The sequence below is a fragment of the Pseudomonas sp. 65/3-MNA-CIBAN-0223 genome (genome assembly GCF_040310425.1).
GTDB lineage: Bacteria > Pseudomonadota > Gammaproteobacteria > Pseudomonadales > Pseudomonadaceae > Aquipseudomonas > Aquipseudomonas gregormendelii.
In genome coordinates this window covers 55,208-70,718 of sequence record NZ_JBEOPV010000013.1, presented here as the reverse complement: position 1 = coordinate 70,718, position 15,511 = coordinate 55,208, and the positions used below count along the sequence as shown (strand labels likewise).

The 15,511-nt window shown below is 52.4% G+C and carries 19 protein-coding genes and 3 pseudogenes; 15 read left to right on the top strand and 7 right to left on the bottom strand.

Annotated features, from left to right (window positions below):
- Positions 1 to 174 precede the first annotated feature (174 nt).
- The gene (locus AAEZ09_RS17610; RefSeq protein ID WP_350600200.1) at positions 175 to 1,329 is read left to right on the top strand and encodes a P-loop NTPase; all 1,155 of its coding nucleotides are present in this window, start codon (positions 175 to 177) and stop codon (positions 1,327 to 1,329) included.
- Positions 1,330 to 1,518: 189 nt separating this feature from the next.
- Here the strand turns inward: AAEZ09_RS17610 and AAEZ09_RS17605 are convergent, their stop codons facing one another.
- Complete coding sequence (locus AAEZ09_RS17605; protein WP_350600198.1) at positions 1,519 to 1,983, bottom strand: DNA-binding protein; 465 nt, start codon at positions 1,981 to 1,983, stop codon at positions 1,519 to 1,521.
- 231 nt (positions 1,984 to 2,214) lie between these two features.
- Here AAEZ09_RS17605 and AAEZ09_RS17600 point away from each other — a divergent pair, with 231 nt between their 5' ends.
- The 5 genes from AAEZ09_RS17600 to AAEZ09_RS17580 all read left to right on the top strand — a co-directional run bounded on the left by AAEZ09_RS17600 (position 2,215) and on the right by AAEZ09_RS17580 (position 4,869).
- Complete coding sequence (locus AAEZ09_RS17600) at positions 2,215 to 2,613, top strand: DUF6957 family protein (RefSeq protein WP_350600197.1); 399 nt, start codon at positions 2,215 to 2,217, stop codon at positions 2,611 to 2,613.
- A gap of 33 nt (positions 2,614 to 2,646) precedes the next feature.
- Positions 2,647 to 3,069: a hypothetical protein gene (locus tag AAEZ09_RS17595; RefSeq protein ID WP_225571071.1), complete on the top strand. Its 423-nt coding sequence runs from the start codon at positions 2,647 to 2,649 to the stop codon at positions 3,067 to 3,069.
- 491 nt (positions 3,070 to 3,560) lie between these two features.
- The gene (locus tag AAEZ09_RS17590) at positions 3,561 to 3,776 is read left to right on the top strand and encodes a hypothetical protein (RefSeq protein ID WP_225571070.1); all 216 of its coding nucleotides are present in this window, start codon (positions 3,561 to 3,563) and stop codon (positions 3,774 to 3,776) included.
- A gap of 164 nt (positions 3,777 to 3,940) precedes the next feature.
- Positions 3,941 to 4,318 (top strand): hypothetical protein, encoded by a 378-nt coding sequence (locus tag AAEZ09_RS17585; RefSeq protein WP_225571069.1) that lies wholly within the window; start codon positions 3,941 to 3,943, stop codon positions 4,316 to 4,318.
- A gap of 92 nt (positions 4,319 to 4,410) precedes the next feature.
- Positions 4,411 to 4,869: a metallophosphoesterase family protein gene (locus AAEZ09_RS17580; RefSeq protein ID WP_318653953.1), complete on the top strand. Its 459-nt coding sequence runs from the start codon at positions 4,411 to 4,413 to the stop codon at positions 4,867 to 4,869.
- A 373-nt stretch (positions 4,870 to 5,242) separates the two neighbouring features.
- On the opposite strand, the gene AAEZ09_RS17575 is transcribed toward AAEZ09_RS17580, so the two are convergent.
- The gene (locus AAEZ09_RS17575) at positions 5,243 to 5,404 is read right to left on the bottom strand and encodes a type II toxin-antitoxin system CcdA family antitoxin (protein WP_225571068.1); all 162 of its coding nucleotides are present in this window, start codon (positions 5,402 to 5,404) and stop codon (positions 5,243 to 5,245) included.
- A gap of 40 nt (positions 5,405 to 5,444) precedes the next feature.
- Positions 5,445 to 5,597, bottom strand: coding sequence for an antitoxin Xre/MbcA/ParS toxin-binding domain-containing protein (locus AAEZ09_RS17570; RefSeq protein ID WP_225571067.1), 153 nt, complete (start codon positions 5,595 to 5,597; stop codon positions 5,445 to 5,447).
- Positions 5,598 to 5,828: 231 nt separating this feature from the next.
- On the opposite strand from AAEZ09_RS17570, the gene AAEZ09_RS17565 reads away from it, so the two are divergent.
- Positions 5,829 to 6,191, top strand: a complete 363-nt coding sequence (locus AAEZ09_RS17565) for a LexA family protein (RefSeq protein WP_350600194.1) — start codon at positions 5,829 to 5,831, stop codon at positions 6,189 to 6,191.
- Between the two features lie 390 nt (positions 6,192 to 6,581).
- On the opposite strand, the pseudogene AAEZ09_RS17560 reads toward AAEZ09_RS17565, so the two are convergent.
- Positions 6,582 to 8,011, bottom strand: a pseudogene (locus AAEZ09_RS17560) (IS1182 family transposase).
- Between the two features lie 678 nt (positions 8,012 to 8,689).
- On the opposite strand from AAEZ09_RS17560, the gene AAEZ09_RS17550 reads away from it, so the two are divergent.
- The 7 genes from AAEZ09_RS17550 (at position 8,690) to AAEZ09_RS17520 (ending at position 12,788) form a co-directional block, all read left to right on the top strand.
- On the top strand, positions 8,690 to 9,109 hold the full coding sequence (locus AAEZ09_RS17550; RefSeq protein WP_225571065.1) for a CsgE family curli-type amyloid fiber assembly protein: 420 nt from the start codon (positions 8,690 to 8,692) through the stop codon (positions 9,107 to 9,109).
- Positions 9,106 to 9,546 (top strand): curli assembly protein CsgF, encoded by a 441-nt coding sequence (locus tag AAEZ09_RS17545; RefSeq protein ID WP_225571064.1) that lies wholly within the window; start codon positions 9,106 to 9,108, stop codon positions 9,544 to 9,546. The genes AAEZ09_RS17550 and AAEZ09_RS17545 overlap by 4 nt, the downstream gene beginning before the upstream one ends.
- A 68-nt stretch (positions 9,547 to 9,614) precedes the next feature.
- Positions 9,615 to 10,604: a hypothetical protein gene (locus AAEZ09_RS17540; RefSeq protein ID WP_225571063.1), complete on the top strand. Its 990-nt coding sequence runs from the start codon at positions 9,615 to 9,617 to the stop codon at positions 10,602 to 10,604.
- 55 nt (positions 10,605 to 10,659) lie between these two features.
- On the top strand, positions 10,660 to 11,562 hold the full coding sequence (locus AAEZ09_RS17535) for a CsgG/HfaB family protein (RefSeq protein ID WP_350600193.1): 903 nt from the start codon (positions 10,660 to 10,662) through the stop codon (positions 11,560 to 11,562).
- Positions 11,546 to 12,055: a curlin-associated protein gene (locus AAEZ09_RS17530; RefSeq protein ID WP_225571061.1), complete on the top strand. Its 510-nt coding sequence runs from the start codon at positions 11,546 to 11,548 to the stop codon at positions 12,053 to 12,055. Before AAEZ09_RS17535 ends, AAEZ09_RS17530 begins: the two co-directional genes overlap by 17 nt.
- 8 nt (positions 12,056 to 12,063) lie before the next feature.
- On the top strand, positions 12,064 to 12,381 hold the full coding sequence (gene csgH, locus AAEZ09_RS17525) for a curli-like amyloid fiber formation chaperone CsgH (RefSeq protein ID WP_225571060.1): 318 nt from the start codon (positions 12,064 to 12,066) through the stop codon (positions 12,379 to 12,381).
- 128 nt (positions 12,382 to 12,509) lie between these two features.
- Positions 12,510 to 12,788 (top strand): hypothetical protein, encoded by a 279-nt coding sequence (locus tag AAEZ09_RS17520; protein ID WP_225571085.1) that lies wholly within the window; start codon positions 12,510 to 12,512, stop codon positions 12,786 to 12,788.
- Between the two features lie 133 nt (positions 12,789 to 12,921).
- Here the strand turns inward: AAEZ09_RS17520 and AAEZ09_RS17515 are convergent.
- The 3 genes and pseudogenes from AAEZ09_RS17515 to AAEZ09_RS17505 all read right to left on the bottom strand — a co-directional run.
- A pseudogene (locus AAEZ09_RS17515) lies at positions 12,922 to 14,093 on the bottom strand (IS1182 family transposase); the annotation flags it as partial.
- A 113-nt stretch (positions 14,094 to 14,206) separates the two neighbouring features.
- Positions 14,207 to 14,527 carry a hypothetical protein gene (locus tag AAEZ09_RS17510; protein ID WP_225571059.1) on the bottom strand — a complete coding sequence of 107 codons (321 nt, stop codon included), beginning with the start codon at positions 14,525 to 14,527 and terminating at the stop codon, positions 14,207 to 14,209.
- A 294-nt stretch (positions 14,528 to 14,821) separates the two neighbouring features.
- Positions 14,822 to 15,080, bottom strand: a pseudogene (locus AAEZ09_RS17505) (short chain dehydrogenase); the annotation flags it as partial.
- Positions 15,081 to 15,264: 184 nt separating this feature from the next.
- Between AAEZ09_RS17505 and AAEZ09_RS17500 the strand changes: the two are divergent.
- Positions 15,265 to 15,504, top strand: a complete 240-nt coding sequence (locus tag AAEZ09_RS17500; protein ID WP_225571058.1) for a hypothetical protein — start codon at positions 15,265 to 15,267, stop codon at positions 15,502 to 15,504.
- Positions 15,505 to 15,511: the final 7 nt, after the last annotated feature.

Here is a 15,511-nt window from a genome sequence, read left to right as displayed (position 1 = left end):
AATTTTGTTTCATCATAGAAATTACTACGGTTCGCAACGTTGAAGCGTAGCTTTTCGTTTCTGTGAGCTGGCAATTGCCTACAACCGACACATGTGCTTCTAGTACGCACGTTGTGCGTATTGCGGTCGCCGACACTGGCTAGCTATCCTCTGCTTATCAACGGAGGCAAAAAAATGTCATTGATAAGTCCAGAAGATCTTAAGTCCCTAAGGCACGTATTAGGGCTCACTGCTGAACAAGCGGCAGCCACGATTGGAGTCAAAGAGCGTACCTGGCAAAGCTACGAAACATCACTAGAGCAGCCTTCGCATCGAACCATAAAAATGAGCAGCCTTCAGCTCTTTTGCGAGCGCCGAGGGGTGCCGTACCCCCCAGTCTCTAATGATGGAAGACTTTTGGTAAATAGCTGTAAAGTGATGAGCATTACCACACTAAAAGGTGGAGTAGGTAAATCCCCTATCACAGTTAACGTCGCAACGGAATTAGCTGCGCGGGGGAAGAGGGTGGCGATAATAAGTAATGATATTGTGTATAAATGTTTTGTGAAAGAGGAAGTCAAGCTTTACGGTGAATTCGATCCCAAAGGTAGAAGTGTAAATTATTTTAATGCGGAAGATGTGTTGTTGTACTCGGCGGAGGTGCATGATTTAGAGCATGAATTGTCTGAGAGACTTTCAGAAGACTCAACGGAAAGGCCGGATGTTACTGAGGTGGAAAATGGGTATCTTATCGCTGAGATTGAAAAAAAGAGAAACGCACCGTACTCCATGGTCAATATAACAGCTGACTATGATTATATTCTCCTTGATCTCAATAAGGATTTGTATAAAACCCTCTTGCTGTCAAATATAATTGCGGTTGTTCTCAATAATGACTGTCTTATGTCAATTTGGGCGGCCGAAACTTTCCATGAGAAAATTACCAAACTCAATGGTGGTGAGCCGGTTCTGCAAATGTACTCGCTTTTAACCAATCATGCGCCTGGAGGGGATGGCAGTGAATACCTAGAATACGATGATGAAGACGATGAAATAGCTGCTGAGGCTCGAAAAGAAGTCATTGATACTTATAAACGTCAATCAAAGGTATATGCAAGTGCCAGGAAACTAAAAATTCCTATGCTGCGAACATTCCTGACAAAGGCTCACGCCATGGAAACTGAAAAATACAATCGTGGCAGAGGTTTTTGGGATAGATACGGTTACTTCGACTCTCTGATCGAAATTTCACCCAATTCACTTGCGAGCGATGAGATTCGTCGGTTGACCGATGAGTTGCTTGATTGCATTTCGAAAGAGTATTCCGCTGTGCCACGTTCGTACGCTTGAACCTTGCGTACAAACGCTCATGTTGCTTGAGCAGAGTGAGGATTTGGTGGCGAGCCCATCTGAAGGAGTGATTGCAAACGCATTCTTCTCGTTTAGGTCGAAAGCTGTCAGCCGAGAACACCTTCGCTGAAATCGCCTCGGTGCTGTCGTCAGGGTGCTCGGCCTTTAGGAGAGCACCGAAGGGCATCCCTACGGTGCCTCTGATTTTTTGTGCCAGTGGCGCCCCACAGTCGTTTTCGGAATTCCCAGCATTTGCACCACCTGAGCCTGTGTATATCCCTCACCTTTCAACCTCCAAACAGCTTCCCTTTTTTTATCAGAATCTACCGTCCTTGGCGGACTGAGTTTCTTGGGTTTTGTAGGGAGCGGCTCGTCCAGCAACGCCAATTCCTCGAGTTCCTGAAGAGCTATCTGCAGGATTTCTCGTGCCGATTTTTTCTCGTAAGACGCCTGCACCAGCGTTAGAAGGGTCACGGGATTCAGGCTCAACGCGGATGCCAGGTCTTGATTGGCCTCCAAGGTTGGGGATGTCTTAACGGATTCAAGTTGACTGACGTGTGAATGCGTAACCTGCACGGCAATGTCTTGCTGCAGCAACCCACGGCGTGTTCTAACGAATTGCAGCACTGCTGCATACGCCATCCGAAGTGACATTAGTCCGTCCTCTGTAAACGGAACGGTATGCCGTGTTTGCTAGTTCCCACTCAAATCTATATATTTAAGCGAGTGGGATGTTCGGGTGAGCAACAACGGAATGGACTCCTTTACACTCCTGATTAGGAGCCCTTGAACTGCCTGAGCTCTAGGGTTCCCTGGGCTCCCGTTGATAGGGGGCGGGCTCGCCTGAAGATTTTATATGTATTGCCAAAGCAAAGAGGATGCACAGTGAACGAGCCAACATCAGATAGCGAGCTTCTCAATGGCCCAGGAGCCCCTCGCCAAGGGCCCATGGACTCAGACGAGATTCTCATCGGGCTCGTGCAAGCGCTCTATCCAGGCAAGCCGTATTGCTTAGTGGAGGACTGGACGATCTTCAAAGTCGACGTCACAGAAGACGAGTTCGCAAAAATCCAAGCAGCCGGCCAACTGCCCCTAATTGTTTTTGCCCGCAACGTACGCTTTGACAGTCAGAGGCGCTTCGACATCGGCGATTGGGTACGCACCACTTTCGCCACGTCCTTTGAAGAGGGCTTTTTCTTTGAGACCAGGAATACCGTCTACGTCCTCGCAGGGGCAGGACACGAGAAGACCGCGAGTTTCAGCACGATCATGTCCATTTTTTGATCTTAGAAGCAGTAAATTTACGGAGTTTTAAAGATGTTTCGAACACACGACAGCGCTCTTGCCGGTATCCCTGGAATGTTCGGTGAGGGGTATAGCAACTGGCACGTGGTTGGGCGATTACTGGATCTGCATTGTTTTCACGTTTGCTTAGAACATAGCCAGGAAGGTCGGACGTGGTCGTTTATTCAGATGACGAGTGACGTTAAAAGCTTGAAGGAGATCCTGAATCAAGGAGATTCGTCCACTGTGGTCACCGAGCTTCAGGTGATGACTCCAGCATGGATGAATAGGTGGGATAGCTGGAAGATGGAAAAGCTGGTTAGCCTGGCCATTGGGTATGACCAACTCGGTGTAGCGGTCTCAGTCATCGAGGTCGCAGGTGGACAAATTTATACGGACGTTCATGCCGATAATTTTGATCCTTCGTCACTAAAAGACGTCTGCAAGATCTACTGATCTTCATAGCCATGGCTGTGCCATGAACAGTCGAGCAGGGGCAAAAAAATGCAGGAAACCAACGTTGAATTCCATTTCAAGCGGCTCACAGATTTTCACTTACTACGGATTATTCGAGCGCAAAAACACGTCTACGAAGCACCGATCACAGCTTACTTGAGCGACGTGTTCTTTTCGGCCGGGTTGGCGTACGGAGTTTTTTTTGAGCACATCAGACGCGACCTGGAGGGACAGTTTTCGGATGGCCATCTCATGCGTACCTCAACAATCCGCTTTGTGCGAAAAGAGGGGCGCTTCTGGGTACTAACCACAATGAATTCCCGGTATGTCATCGCGTCCTTCAAAAAGTGCCATGGGCGGCCTAGCTTCCAAAATTTCCTTCGATCCACGGCGAGTGAACCTGGCTGTCCATCGCATATCACCCATTAGCTACCTGCATTACCCTACGAAGTCTTGGCATCAACCTCGAAACCCATAATAGGTGATCGGTGATGGCCTTCAACGATTACGACATGGTGTACTGCGATGTTCAGATGCCAGTCGCGCAGGGCCGAGATTTACTGCAGGTAGTGAGTGTCTTGCTCAATTCGGGAGCTCATCCAAACATCGATACAGTTTTTGCTCATATGCAGCATGAGCTGACAACGTCGATTGATATTGTTGAGACCCCCCTGCCTCTAGGTGCAGCCATACCTACCAATCACTGAAATATGAAAAGGCTAGGCGCTGGCGCGAAAAGGCGATTGCAGGCTGCAGGTTAGGGAATCAAAAGTCGTCCTTGGTCTGTGTGCGTCGACGAGGCGCGCGAGCCTGTCTGCTACCCCGGCGCTAGCAGCGACCTCAAATACAGAAAATGGAGCATTGGAATCATATGACGGATGACCTATTGCCCATTTTACGAGGGCGCTATCCAGAGCTTTTCTCCGATACCCATCTTCGGGAGATTGCATGCTTGCCGGGATGGTTAAATCTGATTGATGAACTGTGCCGCACTTTGCAAATTCACCTGGCTTCTCAGCCTGATGTTCCTCAGGTGAAGGTGCTCCAAGTGAAGGAAAAGTTTGGTGGGTTGCGCTTCTATTTTTCTGGCGGTGATACGGCATGCCGTGGGGCGGTTGCCGCTGCAGAAGAGCGGTCGCTCTCGACTTGCGAAGTTTGTGGGCAGGCCGGGAGTTTAGGAGGGGGGCGTTGGCTGAGCGTACGATGCTTTGAGCACATCCATTGGTCACCTTCTGACGACTCCAAATGAAGTGATCGGATGCAAGCCATCGACCAGATGAAACGGCAGACCGCTCACACCGGTTTAACAATGCGGCGGGCGTTGCTCGGTCGGGTAATCCAATGAAGCTACAAATCTATTCAGATCTGCACGATGAATTTTCCAAATTTGATCCTGTCCCGAGCATTGCGGACGTGGTCATCCTCGCGGGTGACATAGATCTGAAAACGCGAGGAGTGAAATGGGCGAACGAAGTGTTCCAATGCCCGGTAGTTTACGTGTGCGGCAATCATGACTACTACGGTGGGCACATCGACCACACATTGCGAAAAATGAAGGAAGCGGCAGCGCCGAATGTTCATATGCTGGAGAATCAGACGCTGCTTTTGGATCAAGTTCGGTTTCTGCAGACTACGGGTTGGACGGATTACACATCGACTGGATATGCCCAGGCTGCAATCCGGATGGCTGCTGAATGGTTGAACGATTTTCGTGTGATTAGGGCGGATGATAGCTACAGGCGCTTGAGACCTGCTGATCTGATAGCGAAATCAAAGAAGGCTTACAGCTGGCTAGCCTAGGAGTTAGATTCGGCTTTCGCCTGTAAAACCGTGGTAATCACCCATCACGCACCAGTACCGGATTATTATGTCTGATGCGCATGAAGGACACCTGGCAGCGGCCTATGCGAACGACTGGTCGGATCTATTGGGGAAGGCCGATCTTTGGATCTATGGGCACACGCACGTAGAGGCAAACATTCATCAAATGTGGGTGCCGTTTGGATTTCAAATCCGCGCGGCTATCCAGGGCAGCATACGGGCTTTGCTCCTGATCTGATTATCGAGCTTTAAAACCTGGAGATAGCCGCTTACGCGAAGAAGCGACTTGCATTCGATTTCGCTGCACGACCGCTGTCGCAATCTCGTTATCCTACTCGTGGAAACCGAGGCATCAGAAGCTTCGTATGTTGTCGCTGAACACGCCTTGGGTTTCCACTTCTTCGTTGTAGGCATTTACGGCTTCGCTGTTCTCTGCCAGCCATTGCTCGCGCCGTTGCTTCTTTTGGGCATCGGCCAGAGCCTGCTCCAATAGAGCTTTCTCTTGATTGTGCATGGTATTGTCTCCCGTTAAGTCGCGATCATAAGGGGAACCCTTAAGCAAGTACCCCATTTTCCAGCCGGCCGATCAGATCCAGTACGGCTTGAGTTTCCATCCGCGTTTCAAGCATATCTATTGGACATTTTCCTAGTCTCCGCACTGGTGTGCTCATCCAACCAATTGCAGCGCTGACTTCACCTTGAAACAAAAGACAAAGGCATCCTGAAGAACACCTAGCCGCTTACGCGAAGAAGCGACTTGCAGCAATGTCGACGGTATAGCGAAAAGTGGTCAGGGTTCAATCATCATGGCCTCCTGACCTACCTGCAGATTTTGCTCCCGTGAATCCTTCGGTCGCAATTTTCCTCCCCCAAGAGTGACCGCTAGCAAGCTTTGACGTTAACTGTATGCATATACAGTTTAGGTTAAGGCACCCTTCATGAGCGTCACCATCCTCGGCCCGTTGGCAGCAGGGGGAGTCCAGCTCCCGTTTTACTCGTTCAAAGTCCCTGCGGGATTTCCGTCGCCGGCTGCGGATCACCTTGAACAACATATTTCCATCCACGAGCTTCTGGATATTCGAGCACCCCATATCTACCTGGTGCGCATCGAAGGCCACAGCATGGAAGGCGCTGGAATATTCGATGGTGATATGGCTGTGGTTGATCGCTCGATCACCGCTGAACACGGCCACATAGTGATTGCGGCAGTGAACTGCGAGCCGGTGTGCAAGCGCCTGTGCAAGCGAGGCTTCGACATCATCCTAATGTCCGAGAATACAGGGTACCTGCGTCAAATATAATTTCGTTGGATCCCCGCGGGCCGAGAAAGCTTTGAGATAACAACGCGCATTCGGCTAGTCGCCTGGGAGTATGGGCTGGCCTATTCCGACCACTTTGCTGCTCAACCTTGATGCGGCGAGCCGGAAAGAGCTGAGCGCTCTGCTAGATTGAGGCATCTCAGCCGGCAGCTCCGGGCTAGAGGCTTCCTGGCTACTGAATGCGATCCGCCGATGGAAACAGGCAGCTATCGGCCCAGAGTGTGTAAAAACACTTTCCGTATGTTGGATGCCTGAGCCCAGCGCTGCTGGGCGAGGCGATTTCCCGAACATTTGCCAAGATCGGCGCCGATAGCGCGTCAGATCGTTTATGAAGCGCTTTGGTACCTCCTGGTGCAGTAAAAGCTGCGGTTTTTACGCCGCCATCGCCTTCGGCAAGCCTTCTGTACCGATGATTTTCATAACCCGCTTCAAGTTATAAGCGAGCACATTCAAGCTCATCTCCGCACTCACCCCGTTCAGTTTTCGAGTCAGGAAGTGCGTTGCCCCCATCCATTGCTTGAGCGTCCCGAAGGGATGCTCAACTGTCCGTTTTCGAACCTTCATCATCTCTGGTGCCTGGTTCAACCGACGCTGCATTTCCTCCAGCACAGCTTCATGTTCCCAACGCCTTACTCGACGATTTGTGCTTGGCGTGCACTGGGTTTTCAGCGTGCAACTCTGGCACTTTGAACTCCAGTAGCAGTGCATATACAAGCCTTTCTCAACGCTGGAGAATCGCCAGATCAGTGCCTCTCCCGCCGGGCAGGTGTATTCGTTTTTCGTCGCGTCATACACGAAGGCATCTTTGTTGAATCGGCCATCAGCTTTGGCGCTTGAAGTCATCGGCTTCGGCACGTAGGCGGTGATGCTTGCGTCGTGACAAGCCAGGATTTCTTCGCCTTTGAAGTAGCCTCGGTCGGCAACTACCGACAACGTTTCTACGCCGATGGCTTCACGAGCCTGCTTCGCCATTGAACTGAGTTGGTCACGGTCAGAACCTTTGTTGGTGACTTCGTGAGCAACGATTAAATGGTGCTCCGTATCGACAGCCGTCTGCACGTTGTAGCCAACGATCCCGCTGCACGCGTTATCATCGAACGGGCATCCGGGTCGGTCAGCGAAACCTGTTTATCTGGCGATTCGTTGAGCTGAGACTCAATCCCCTGAAGCTCTTTCATCTGTGCTTTGAGCTTGGCGATTTTATCTTCCAAGCTCACCGTGTCGGGCTTGGAGGCGCTAGGGATCTGGCGATCAGCCGCATTGAGCGAGGCCAAATAACGGCTGATGCTCGCCTCGATTTCTTCCATACGCCGCTTCAGTTTGGCGCTGGTGAAGTTCCGGTCGCGGTTGTTCACCGCCTTGAATTTACTGCCGTCGATGGCAACCAGGTTTTCGCTAAACAACCCCAACTGCTGGCAGAGCAAAACGAACTGGCGGCAGACACCGCGAATGGCTTTGCTGTTGTCTTTTCGGAAGTTGGCGATGGTCTTGAAGTCGGGCATCAGGCGCCCGGTTAACCACATCAACTCGACGTTACGCTGAGCTTCTCGCTCAAGACGTCGGCTCGATTGAATACGGTTCAGGTAGCCGTAGATATAGATCTTCAGCAGGATCGCAGGGTGATAAGCAGGTCTGCCGGTTTCGGCTGGAATGACGCTATCGAAACCCAGTTTGGCTAGGTCGAGTTCATCGACGAAGACATCGACCACACGCACTGGATTGGTATCGCTGACGTAGTCGTCGAGGCTTTCTGGAAGTAAGGTACTTTGACCTCGGTGTTCACCCTGGATAAACCGTTTCATGGGTTCCCCCTGCGATGAGATTCCCAGAAATCATAGCAAGGGTTTGTCCGCGCGTTTTTACACACTCTGGGCCATAAGCAGACAGTGCTCATGCCGATCTACCAGTCACTTCTAGATGCCGCTTTGTAAACCACAGGTTTACAAACTCTGGTAGCGCTCTTTGAAGCCACTGGCCGGCTGTTCAAGCGTGACGCTTCCTAGGTGATCTATAAGCAATGCCTGCGCCGCGTTAAACGCTTCGGTTAACCATCACACCACTAATGCCGGTGTTTGCTGGCTACGCGGTTGATTCACGCCGCACCTAACGCCGGGAAGAAGCAGACGGGGCGAAATCCGGTGGGAAAACAAAAGTGAGGCCACTAAGTTTGCTTTTTTCAAACAAGGCTACGAGCTGCGAGCCCGCGAATTGTCCTGTATCTCCTTTAAAGATCGGCAAGTTTATACGTAGCAAAATAGGAGCGTGCGTTTTTTGTTATTACGAAAAATTGACGCCATACTTCTGTCTCTTTATTGATTAGCGCTCTATCAACAAAACTAAAAAAACAAAAAATAATTGACGCCAAAAAAAGGTTAAATTAAATTTAAAATTATGCTGGCATAATAATATTATTCGTATATACATAACGTCATACCTGTAACGATGGTTTAACAGCTATGACTTGCACTCGAGTTTTCAGTGTGTTTGCTCTACAAATGTGTGTTGTTTCTACCGTATTTGCCCAAGCGAGCGTGAACAGTACTGCAACCGTCGATCAACACCGAACGTTGAACTACAAAGACGTTGGTGGTGTTGTCATCGGACAGACAATTACTCTGGCGGGGCGCGCGTTTTACGACAGCTTTGCCAGCGCGTGGAGTGAAAAAGACGAGACCGGAGATTTCACTGTCGCCATTACTGAGCGACCTACCGCACGCTTGGGCAGTCAGGTGTTCGTCGACTACGGCAATCGTCGCCTATTTCAGATGTTTCTTCCTCCAAACCGCACACTCATCCCTGCCATCGGTACTGACGCAGCTGCTCAGGTGTACCAGGCAATTCTTGACTACCAACTCGCACAGTTTTTTGGCGATCCGGACTTGGGGCGCGACGAACTATGAAAGGTACCCGCATGCACTCTATATCGCGGGCTGTCATCAGCCTGACGTTCCTATCTGGCTTGACGCATACCGCACATGCTAGCGAGCTCGCATACGTGCCCAATAACCCTTCGTTCGGCGGCAACCCGCTGAATGGCCCGGTACTGCTGAACCAGGCGCAGGCGCAAAATCGCTTTGTTGAAAAGTCATCAACCTCCGCTTCGGGGCAAACTGCCCTGACTCAATTCAACAGTATGTTGCAGAGCGCCATTCTCAGTCGGGTGTCTTCTGCCGTGACCTCCAGCATCGTCGGCACCAACGGCCAACTCGTTCCAGGAGTTGTCGAGACCACCGACTTCCGCATTGCAATTACCAATCTTCAAAGTGGTTTACTGCAAATCGTTACCACCGATAAGAACACCGGGCAGACCACCCAGTTTCAAGTTAATCAACCATGAGTTCTGCTGTACAAACCAATACGCAACACCCCTACCTGTAAGCACTACACTTAAAAAGGAAGTTTATAATGCACGCACGTAAATCAATCCTGTCACTGGCAATTCTGGTTGCACTGTCCGGCTCGGCCATGGCTGATTCCAGCAGCGTCAGCACTTCGCAAAATGGCTCCCGTAACGTATTGAACGTTGACCAGCGCGGCGCGACCGAGTCGTCAATCAACATCAACCAGACAGGCAACAGCAACACTGCTGGCACTGGCTCGGCACACGGTTCGCCGATCAACCAGACCGCCACCTACAGTGCCCTGGGCATCAATCAAAATGGCGCTTACAACAGTGCCGCCGCCAATCAGGCCGGTAACAACAACGGGGCGGCCATCAACCAGACGGGCACCGGCGTTCAACGCGCCGATCTGACTCAGGCTGGCGGGTTCAGCAACGCCACAATCGCGCAGGACTACAACAGCAATACATCGGCCAGTATCAACCAAGGTGGGGGCAACAATAATACCGCTAACGCTGCTCAGAGCAGCAACCGTGGCACCACTGCTACTATTACTCAATCCGGTAGCTACACTTCCGGCAACATTTCTCAGCAAGACAACACCAGCGCTGTGGCCCGCCTTCGTCAAGCAGGCAACGGCAACACAGGCACCGTGTCTCAGCAAAACAACACCTTGGTTTCGGCCAGCCTGCAACAAAGCGGCAATAACAATACCGGCTATGTTCAGCAAGTCAATTCTGGCATCAGCTCCGCCAGCGCCCTGCAATCGGGTGATTACAACAGCGCCAATGTTTACCAGAACGGCAGCGTCCTGAATGCTGACATTAACCAGTATGGCAACAACAACTACGTCTCCAGCACACAGACCGGTTCCTTCAACGAAGAGTCGCTGCTGCAAAGTGGCAATAACAACCGCGCAGTTGTCAGCCAGACCGGCGCAGGTTCACTCTTTGCCGCCAACACCGTCGGCCTGACCCAGGCAGGCAACAACTTGACTGCTAATGTCAGCCAGACTGGCGGCAGCGGCAACGTCGCCACTATCTACCAGCACTAAGATGTTTTACCCCGCCGGTTTTCCGGCGGGGTTTATTTGCAGGAAGAGAGCCCGTATGCGCGTCCGTTCGCTATCGTTGATTGTATTTGCTGCATCGCTTCTCGCTGGTTGCGTCACGTCCCGCCCGGCGTCGACCATATCCCAGGCTACGCTGGCACCGCCTACACAGAGCCTGCGTGATTTGACACACCTGCCAGCCCCTGCGGGCCCTATCAGCGTCGCGGTGTACAGCTTGCGAGACCAGACCGGTCAGTACAAACCGTCCCCTGACAGCTCGTTTTCAACCTCGGTCACCCAAGGGGCAGCATCGCTCTTGATCACCGCGCTGCGCGATTCGCGCTGGTTCCAGCCTGTCGAGCGCGAAAACCTGCAAGACCTGCTGACCGAACGCAAAATCATCCGTGCGCTGGAGCAGCCGCAAGATAAGGCCCAAGTTCAGTTGCCGGCATTACGGCCGGCCAACATGCTGATTGAAGGCGCCGTCGTCGCCTATGAAAGCAACGTCAGAACAGGCGGCATTGGCGTTCGTTATCTAGGGGTCGGGCCATCGGAGCTGTACCGGCAAGACCAGGTGACCGTCAACCTGAGGGCGGTCGACATCCGAACCGGCGACATCATTCAGAGCATTACGACGACCAAGACAGTGTTTTCGATTCAGGTCGATTTCGGCATTTTCCGTTTTGTCTCACTCAAGCACCTGCTGGAAGTCGAAACAGGGCTGTCGCGCAACGAGCCCGTTCAGCAATGCGTGCGCGAAGCGATTGAAACCGCACTGATTCACATGATTGCCCAAGGCGTCCGCGACGGTAGCTGGAATCTGAAAAACCCGGACGATCTCAACAAACCGTTGCTTCAAAGCTATCTGCAAAGCTACGACGAACTAATGACCACCTTGCCGATTGCCGCAACCGATAGAGAACTGCTTCCAAACGGAGACAACAATGGCACTCAAAAATAATCGAAACTGGTATTTGGCCGCCGCGCTGTCCGCCATCAGCGGTCTATGTCAGGCCGCAGACCTTATGCCCGAGACGCGTTACGCCGGCATAACCGTGGGCAACAGCGTCGCCACCATTTCGCAGATCGGCTCGAACAACAACACACGAGTCGATCAGAGTGGTGGAGCACAGCGCCTGGTTCAAAGTCAGGTGGGACATCTCAATCACGCGGCGATCAACCAAGGCGGGGTTAGCAACTCGACTTCTGCACAGCAGTCAGGATTGAACAACGGTCTGGAGATTAACCAGTCTGGTGGCTACAACCAGGCAGGCGTGGTGCAGCAAGGCGCTTATAATCTGGTCAGCGTCGTCCAGAACGGTGCGTACAATCAGGCGTTTGTCGGCCAATACGGGCAAGCTAACCAGGCGACAGTGAGCCAGTCCGGGTTCGGCGGCACGGTCTCGATCACCCAGTATGGCAACAATATGAGCGCCAACGCGACGCAGAGGTAGACCCCTTGATGGACTTCTCCCAGTTGGCCGTGTCGATCGAAATGCAACGTAACGCAGGAATTGTAATGATCCGTCCGCACATCGAGAACCCCACACCCCTGTCACTTCAGTATCGAATGACAGTGCGCCAGAGCAGCTCGAACGGAAGCGCCGGTATCAGTCAGCAGGGTGAAGTTCAGAGCGGTGTTTCGTCCAACGGCGTAAGCCTGAGTATGCCTGAGGGCGCAACCTGCCAAGTGCATTTGGAAGTTTTTCAGAACGACACGCTGCTCAAAGAGATCGATAGTTCGTGCAGCGGCCCGTCTGGGGCGCCGCTGCAAAAGTAGCCAGCGCCGCCAAGTAGCCCGTTGCTTGTGCACCGCCCCGGCTCGATCGTGTTGAGATAGGCCGTCAACGCGCCGATGGAGCGTGTGTTGGAGGACGGTAGAAATCTTGGACTATCTGGAGGCAGTTCATGTATTCGTACAAACACCGCATCCGAGCAGTCAAGCTCCACATCAAACAGAGGAAGCACGCCGGGGCAACTATTCGTCAGTTGGTTGAGACTGCTGGGTTGGATCAAAACAGCGCCAGCACAAGGGTCAAAAATGCATTGGCGGTAATAACCCATGACGTTGATACGCGTTTTAAGACCTATGCCTGGTCTATTTCTACCGGTTTCGACTTGCAGCTGGCCGATATATGCATTCCACCAACGGCAGCTTTTGTTCCAGAGTGTGTAAAAACGCGCTGATGCACTGTCGGCGCGCAGCGCCGACGGTTGTTAGCTGAGTAATAGCTCGCAACAAGTCCTGCGGATCATCACTAGGGCCTGGAAGCCCCCAGCGCTGCTTCTACCTTGGCGGGTGGTCAAAATAACGACCTCTTCAGGCCGACAGCGCCTTCATTAAACCGCTGGTACCGAGAATTTTCATGACCCGCTTCAAGTTGTAGGCGAGGACGTTCAAACTCATCTCCGCACTTACTCCGTTCAGCTTTCGTGTCAGGAAATGCGTGGCGCCCATCCATTGTTTGAGTGTCCCGAAGGGATGCTCGACCGTACGCTTGCGGACTCGCATCATGTCCGGCGCGTTGCTCAGTCTGTTCTGCATTTCCTCCAGTATGGCTTCATGCTCCCAGCGTCGAACCCGCCGTTCCGTGCTCGGGTGCACTGCGGTTTCATTGCGCAGCCCCTGCATTTCGAACTCCAGTAACGGTGCAACGTCAGGCCTTTTTCAACGTTGGTATAGCGCCAGATCAGTGCTTCTCCCGCCGGGCAAATGTATTCGTTTTTTGCCGCGTGGTAGATGAAAGCATCGTTATTGAAACGCCCGTCCGCTTTGGCTCCAGAGGTCATCGGCTTGGGCACATAGGCAGTGATGCCTGCATCGTGACAAGCCAGGATCTCTTCGCTTTTGAAGTAACCTCGATCAGCCACTACCGACAACGTTTCTGACGCCAGAGCCTCGCGGGCCTGCTTGGCCATCGAGCTGAATTGATCGCGGTCGGAACCGACGTTGGTAACCTCATGTGCAACGATCAAATGGTGCTGGGTATCGACCGCTGTCTGCACGTTGTAACCGACGATTCCAGTGCCGCGAGTCATCATGGAACGGGCGTCTGGATCGGTCAGTGATACCTGTTTATCCGGTGATTCGTTGAGCTGAGTTTCAATGATCTGTAACTCTTTCATCTGAGCTTTGAGCTTGTCGATTTTCTCTTGCAGACGACCAGCCTTGGGCTGAGCGACCGAGGGTTCTTGCCGATCGGCTTCGTCGAGCGCAGTCAGGTACCGATTGATACTCGATTCAATTTCTTCCATCCGCCGCTTCAGCTTGGCGCTGGTGAAATTGCGGTCGCGGTTGTTGACGGCCTTGAATTTACTGCCGTCGATGGCGACCAGATTTTCTCCGAACAATCCCAGCTGCTGGCACAGCCCCACGAATTGGCGGCAGACGCCTCGGATGGCCTTGCTGTTGTCTTTTCGGAAGTTGGCGATGGTCTTGAAATCGGGCATCAAACGTCCGGTCAGCCACATCAGCTCGACGTTGCGTTGGGCTTACCGCTGGAGTCGGTCACCTTATCTGTTCATCCAGAAGATGTGCTGAGATTTGAACAAGCCATTGCCGAAGCAATAAGACGTGGCGGCGCCTATCTAACTTGACCTAGGCGTCAATCACATTTACGGAGCGAGCTGAACCATCCAGCATAAAGGGAAGTTGTGACCCGATGCATGTTGAGGTCGGGACTGCCATCTTCCCACCAAACAGGGCCCCGCTCACCAAGTGCTACTTTGGCGAGTTGTACCTTTTCCCGAGCGCGCTTCATCTGCGATTCGTCTTCCGAATCCTTTGCTCTCTTCACCTCGCGTCGAGCTGCCATGAGCTCATCGACAAGACGCTGGCGCACGTCCTCTTCCAATGACGGGTTTGAACAGCGCCACAGCTGCCCTTTGACAACGAAGTAACGACCGTCAGGGGTCACAGGATGCATTTTCTCACCGCCGATCTTTCCAAGGGCGCTTCTCTAGGGAATTCACGGAGGACGACTACCTCAGCTTTCGAATAGGAAGGCGTTTGGCCTGTTTGACCCCAAACAGTATTCCCAGTAATAGCGCAGCGCCCGCCGCTAGGAGTATTGGATAGGGATGTTTACCTGACATCCGGACGCCCTCAGCTCCGTGTTGATCGCTTGTCGGAGCAGGGCGATGACCCGATGACGACGGATTACGACTGATTGGAACGTCAGAGGAATCGATCTCTGCTTCGTAGGGCATTTCGTTTAAGGGTAAACGCGCACCGTCTGCGAGAATGAGGGTGAGGTCTTCGACCGTGCCGGCAAGTCGATTGGGGAAAACCGGCTCACCCGTGGGATCAAGCTCATCGTAATAAAACTGCTGTCCTTCCAGCCAACCAATGGCCGTCATCAATTCGGGGCCAAGGTAATATTTCCCGTCCAGGAAGAAGCCTGGGAAATGTCGTGTGCGTTCAAGACTTTCTACGATGTAGCGCTCGCCCGCCTTCATACCGGTTGCTGGGTCGATCATGATGAAGCCCTCAGATTCGCTGGTGTTGCGATAGAGGATGCGACTTGGCGCAATGTTCCATCGAGATGACTGAAAGGCTGAGTGGCAGGAAAGTGACGGTCGGTAAGCCAATAAATCGAACACTCGAAATACGATCCCTCTCCAAGCTACATGCCCCCACCATTGAGGGTGCTGAGAGGTGTGTATGAATAGCGATCCAAAGCTGCAAGGAGGGATTGGTCAAGATGACCCTATCCCTACATCACGTGATCCATTGAGCCCAGGCCGCACCGAAGTTGATCCAATGAAGGAAGAGGGGATTGACGAACTGCCGGATAACGAAGGTGAGCGCCCGCTTGATGATGACGACGTCGGGCTTGACCCTGAGCGTGTGCGGGAGGAGACGGATAATGCGGTGATGGATAAACAGCAGGATCCACGCTAAAAGCCGG